5 protein-coding genes are annotated in these 3,839 nt (G+C 69.9%); 2 read left to right on the forward strand and 3 right to left on the reverse strand.

From position 1 onward, the window contains the following. Positions 1 to 198 precede the first annotated feature (198 nt). The gene (locus HUU96_RS12830) at positions 199 to 870 is read left to right on the forward strand and encodes a phosphatase PAP2 family protein (RefSeq protein WP_254605219.1); all 672 of its coding nucleotides are present in this window, start codon (positions 199 to 201) and stop codon (positions 868 to 870) included. Here the strand turns inward: HUU96_RS12830 and HUU96_RS12835 are convergent. Both HUU96_RS12835 and galE read right to left on the reverse strand, forming a co-directional pair. Next, positions 850 to 1,674 (reverse strand): HpcH/HpaI aldolase/citrate lyase family protein, encoded by an 825-nt coding sequence (locus HUU96_RS12835; RefSeq protein ID WP_174293158.1) that lies wholly within the window; start codon positions 1,672 to 1,674, stop codon positions 850 to 852. The two genes, HUU96_RS12830 and HUU96_RS12835, sit on opposite strands and share 21 nt — an antisense overlap. Continuing rightward, entirely contained in the window at positions 1,671 to 2,678 is a 1,008-nt protein-coding gene (gene galE / locus HUU96_RS12840) for a UDP-glucose 4-epimerase GalE (protein WP_174293159.1), read from the reverse strand. The genes HUU96_RS12835 and galE overlap by 4 nt, the downstream gene beginning before the upstream one ends. Positions 2,679 to 2,743: 65 nt before the next feature. Here galE and msrA point away from each other — a divergent pair, with 65 nt between their 5' ends. Then, on the forward strand, positions 2,744 to 3,298 hold the full coding sequence (gene msrA / locus HUU96_RS12845; protein WP_174293160.1) for a peptide-methionine (S)-S-oxide reductase MsrA: 555 nt from the start codon (positions 2,744 to 2,746) through the stop codon (positions 3,296 to 3,298). Here msrA and HUU96_RS12850 read toward each other — a convergent pair. Continuing rightward, positions 3,288 to 3,839 (reverse strand): L-threonylcarbamoyladenylate synthase (locus HUU96_RS12850; RefSeq protein ID WP_174293161.1); only part of this gene is annotated, 552 nt, incomplete at its 5' end. The two genes, msrA and HUU96_RS12850, sit on opposite strands and share 11 nt — an antisense overlap.

A 3,839-nucleotide genomic window follows, 5' to 3' on the forward strand; every position in this document is an offset into this window, starting at 1 on the left:
GACCGGAGCGGCGACAGCCGGGGCTGCCGGTGCCGCTGCAGGCTGCGCTGCCGGATGACCCAGGATCGCATCCTTGATCGCGCTGAAAACGCTCATGTCCCTGTCCTTCACCAAGCGCCGCTGCGATGATCGAGCGTCGTACGATGGTGGCAACGAAGCGGGCAGTGCGGTGTTCCGGTGAGGAAGAGGATCACGACCGTGCGAGTATCGATCCACACCCACGCCCGCTGCCTGCCTGCACCGCTGGTCGGCGCGGCGATCGGCGCGGCCGCGATCGCGCTGCTGATCGGCGCGGGGCTGCTGATCGATCGCTGGCCGTTCGGCTTCGACCGCTCGATCATCCTGGGCCTGCGCGCCTGGGGCGGGCCGCGCTGGCTGCGCTTCGCGGCGATCGACGTGACCGCGCTTGGCAGCGTCACCGTACTAAGCTTGGTGGTGGCCGCGGTGACGGTGGTGCTGCTCGTCCAACGCTTGTGGCTGACCGCATTGGCGACGGTGATCGCCTGTGCGAGCGTGTCCTGGATGATCGACCTGGCCAAGTGGGAGGTCGCGCGGCCGCGCCCGACGCTCGTGTCGCATCTGGTCGAGGCGGACCATGCCAGCTTCCCGAGCGGCCATGCCGCGGGAAGCGCCGCGATCTACCTGACGCTCGCCGCGCTTGCCTCGCAGGTGACGCCCGACCGGCGGCTGCGGCGCGCGCTGCTGGTCATGGCGATCCTGCTGGCCGGGATGATCGGGTGCAGCCGGGTGTATCTCGGGGTCCACTGGCCGAGCGACGTGCTGGCGGGGTGGAGCTTCGGCACGATCTGGGCGCTGGCGTGGTGGCTGACGACGGCGGGGCTGCGCGCCTCAGTCGGCGGCGAGCCCTAGCAGCCGCTGCGCCGCCTTCAGGTGCGGCGCATCGATCATCCGCCCGTCGAGCTGGAGCGCGCCGGCGCCGGGATGAGCCGCGAACGCCGCAACGATGCGGCGGGCATGGGCGATCTCGGCGGCGGAGGGCGTGAACGCGGCGTTGATGACCGGCACTTGCGCCGGGTGGATCGCCATCATCCCGGTAAAGCCGTCGCGCCGCCCGCGCGCGGCATAGAGCGCCAGCCCGTCGAGATCACGGAAGTCGGGATAGACCGTCTCGATTGCGGCCACCCCCGCGGCATGGGCGGCGAACAGCGTCAGCGAGCGGGTGAGCTGGTACGGCGCGGTGTAGCCGCCATCCGCCTCACGCGCGGTCGACGCGCCGATCGCGGCGGGCAGATCCTCCGCCCCCCAGGTCAGGCCGGCGAGCCGCCCGGCGTACGCAGCATAGCTGCCGAGCTGGAAGATCGCCGCCGGCGTCTCGGTCGCGATCGGTAGTACCGGTATGTCGCCGCTCTCCAGTGCCGTGACGCTGGCCGCGCCCTCCGCCTTGGGCAGGACGATCGCATCGGGCCGGCCCGGCAGCACCGCCGCGAGATCGTCGTCGCTCAGCCCCGATCCGAGCGGGTTGACGCGGACGAACAGTGGCAGACGACGCTCTTCGTTCAGATAAGCGGCGATCGCCCGCCGCGCCTCCCCCTTGCGCTCTGGGACGACCGCATCTTCCAGGTCGAGGATCAGCGCGTCGGCCCCGCTCGCCGCCGCCTTGGCGAAGCGATCGGGCCGGTCACCGGGCACGAACAGCAGCGAGCGCAAGCTCACGCCCGCTCGGCCAGCCGCCGCTCCCAGGCGAGCGCGTCGGCGACGATCGTGTCGAGATCGTCGCGCCCCGGCCGCCACGGCAGTGCCGCCAGGATGGCGCGATTGTCCGCCACCAGCGCCGCCGGGTCGCCGGCGCGTCGACCCTCGTAGCGGCGTTCGATCGTCAGGTTGGTCACCCGGTCGACCGCGTCCAGCACCTGATTGACGGAGAAGCCGCGGCCGTAACCGACATTATAGGTGTGGCTCGCCGTCGGCTCGGCGACCAGCTTTTCCAGCATCGCGACATGCGCGGCGGCGAGGTCGCTGACATGGATATAGTCGCGCACGCCGGTGCCGTCGGGCGTATCGAAGTCGGTTCCGAACACGCCGACACCGCCGCGCTTGCCGATCGCCGCCTCGACCGCGATCTTGATGAGGTGGGTCGCGCCCACCGTGGACTGCCCACTGCGCCCCTGCGGATCGGCCCCAGCGACGTTGAAGTATCGCAGCGCACCATAGTTGAGGGGGTGCGCGGCGGCGACATCGCGCAGCATCGCCTCGCTCATCAGCTTCGACCAGCCATAGGGATTGATCGGCACGGTCGGATCGCCCTCCGCCACCGGCACGCGCGCCGGCGTGCCATAGGTCGCGGCGGTGGAGGAGAAGATGAAGTGCGGCACCCCGGTCGCCACCGCGCTCTCGATCAGCGACCGGGTCGCGGCGGTGTTGTTGCGATAATATTTGAGCGGGTCGGACACCGACTCGGGCACCACCACCGAGCCGGCGAAGTGCATGATCGCACGGACGCCATGTTCGGCGATCACCCCGGCCATCTGCGGGTCCTCGACCGCCATCTCCACCAGCGTCGCGCGCGGGTCGACCGCCCAGGCAAAGCCGGTGACGAGGCTGTCGACCACCACCATCTGATAGCCGGCGTCGAGCAGCGCCAGCACCGCATGGCTGCCGATATAGCCCGCGCCGCCGGTCACCATCACCTTGCCGTCTAGCCTTGCGCCCTCGATCATGCCGCCTCCCGGTTGGCGCAGTCCTATGCGCTTCCTATCTCTGGCGAAAGATCAGGAGGCATTCGATGACGACGGAATATGCGACCATAGCGGGCGGCTGCTTCTGGTGCACGGAGGCGGTGTTCAAGGACGTGATCGGCGTCGAGAGCGTGGAAAGCGGCTATATCGGCGGCCAGGTGCCCAATCCCACCTACAAGCAGGTGTGCGGCGGCGATACCGGCCATGCCGAGGCGATCCGGGTCGGCTTCGATCCCGACCGGCTGAGCTATGGCGACCTGCTCGACGTCTTCTTCGCCACCCATGATCCGACCCAGCTCAACCGCCAGGGTAACGATGTTGGCACGCAGTACCGCTCGGCGATCTTCCCGGCAGACGATGACCAGCGGCTCCAGACGCGCGCGGCGATCGAGCGGGCGGGCGAGACCGCGGCTGGGCCGATCGTCACCACTATTGAGACGCCAAATGGAGTGGGAGCCGAATGGTTTCCCGCAGAGGGCTACCACCAAGATTATTGGGAGACGTCCGGCCGCTCCAACCCCTATTGCATGGCGGTGATCCCGCCCAAGCTCCAGAAGCTGCGCAAGAGCTTCGCCGCGCGGTCGAAGGCGGTCAGCGCGTAGCGGCGCGGGCGAGGCGGTCGTTGATCGCCTCGCCCAGCCCATCGCGCGGGATCGGCGCGACGGCGATGCGGGCGCGGTCGCTGGCGTCGGCGCGGTGAAGCGCAGCGAACAGGTTGGCGGCGGCCTCGACCGGGTTGCCGGCGGCGGACAGTGTTTCGTCACCGGCGACAGGGCCGAAACCTATGAGGTATTCATCGCGGGCGGCGTCGATCACATCGAGGCGCAGCGGTTTGCCCGGTGCATAGTGGCTCGCAAGCTGGCCGGGTGCCACGATCCGTCCCTGCGAAGGCCCGGTGTCGAGACGGCCAGCGCCTGAACCCCGGTTGTCCGGGTTGAGATCGGCGTCGGTGATCGGCCCCGGCCGCAGCACTCGCCTTGCGTGCACGATCGTCGACTCCAGCCCCGCCGCGCATGGCCCGTCGTCGATCACCAGCGGCACCGTGTCGCCCAGGCTGGCGACGACGTGCCCGGCGGTGGTCGGGCTGAGGCCGTTGCTGGCATTGGCCGACGGGGCCGCCAGCGGTCGCCCGCTCGCCGCCAG

This window comes from Sphingomonas bacterium, assembly GCF_903644135.1.
In the GTDB taxonomy this organism is placed as follows: domain Bacteria; phylum Pseudomonadota; class Alphaproteobacteria; order Sphingomonadales; family Sphingomonadaceae; genus Sphingomonas.

Excerpts from the sequence above, each read along its gene's own strand:
- msrA (WP_174293160.1), top strand. The coding sequence starts at position 2,744 with ATGACGACGGAATATGCGACCATAGCGGGCGGCTGCTTCTGGTGCACG.
- galE (WP_174293159.1), bottom strand. The coding sequence starts at position 2,678 with ATGATCGAGGGCGCAAGGCTAGACGGCAAGGTGATGGTGACCGGCGGC.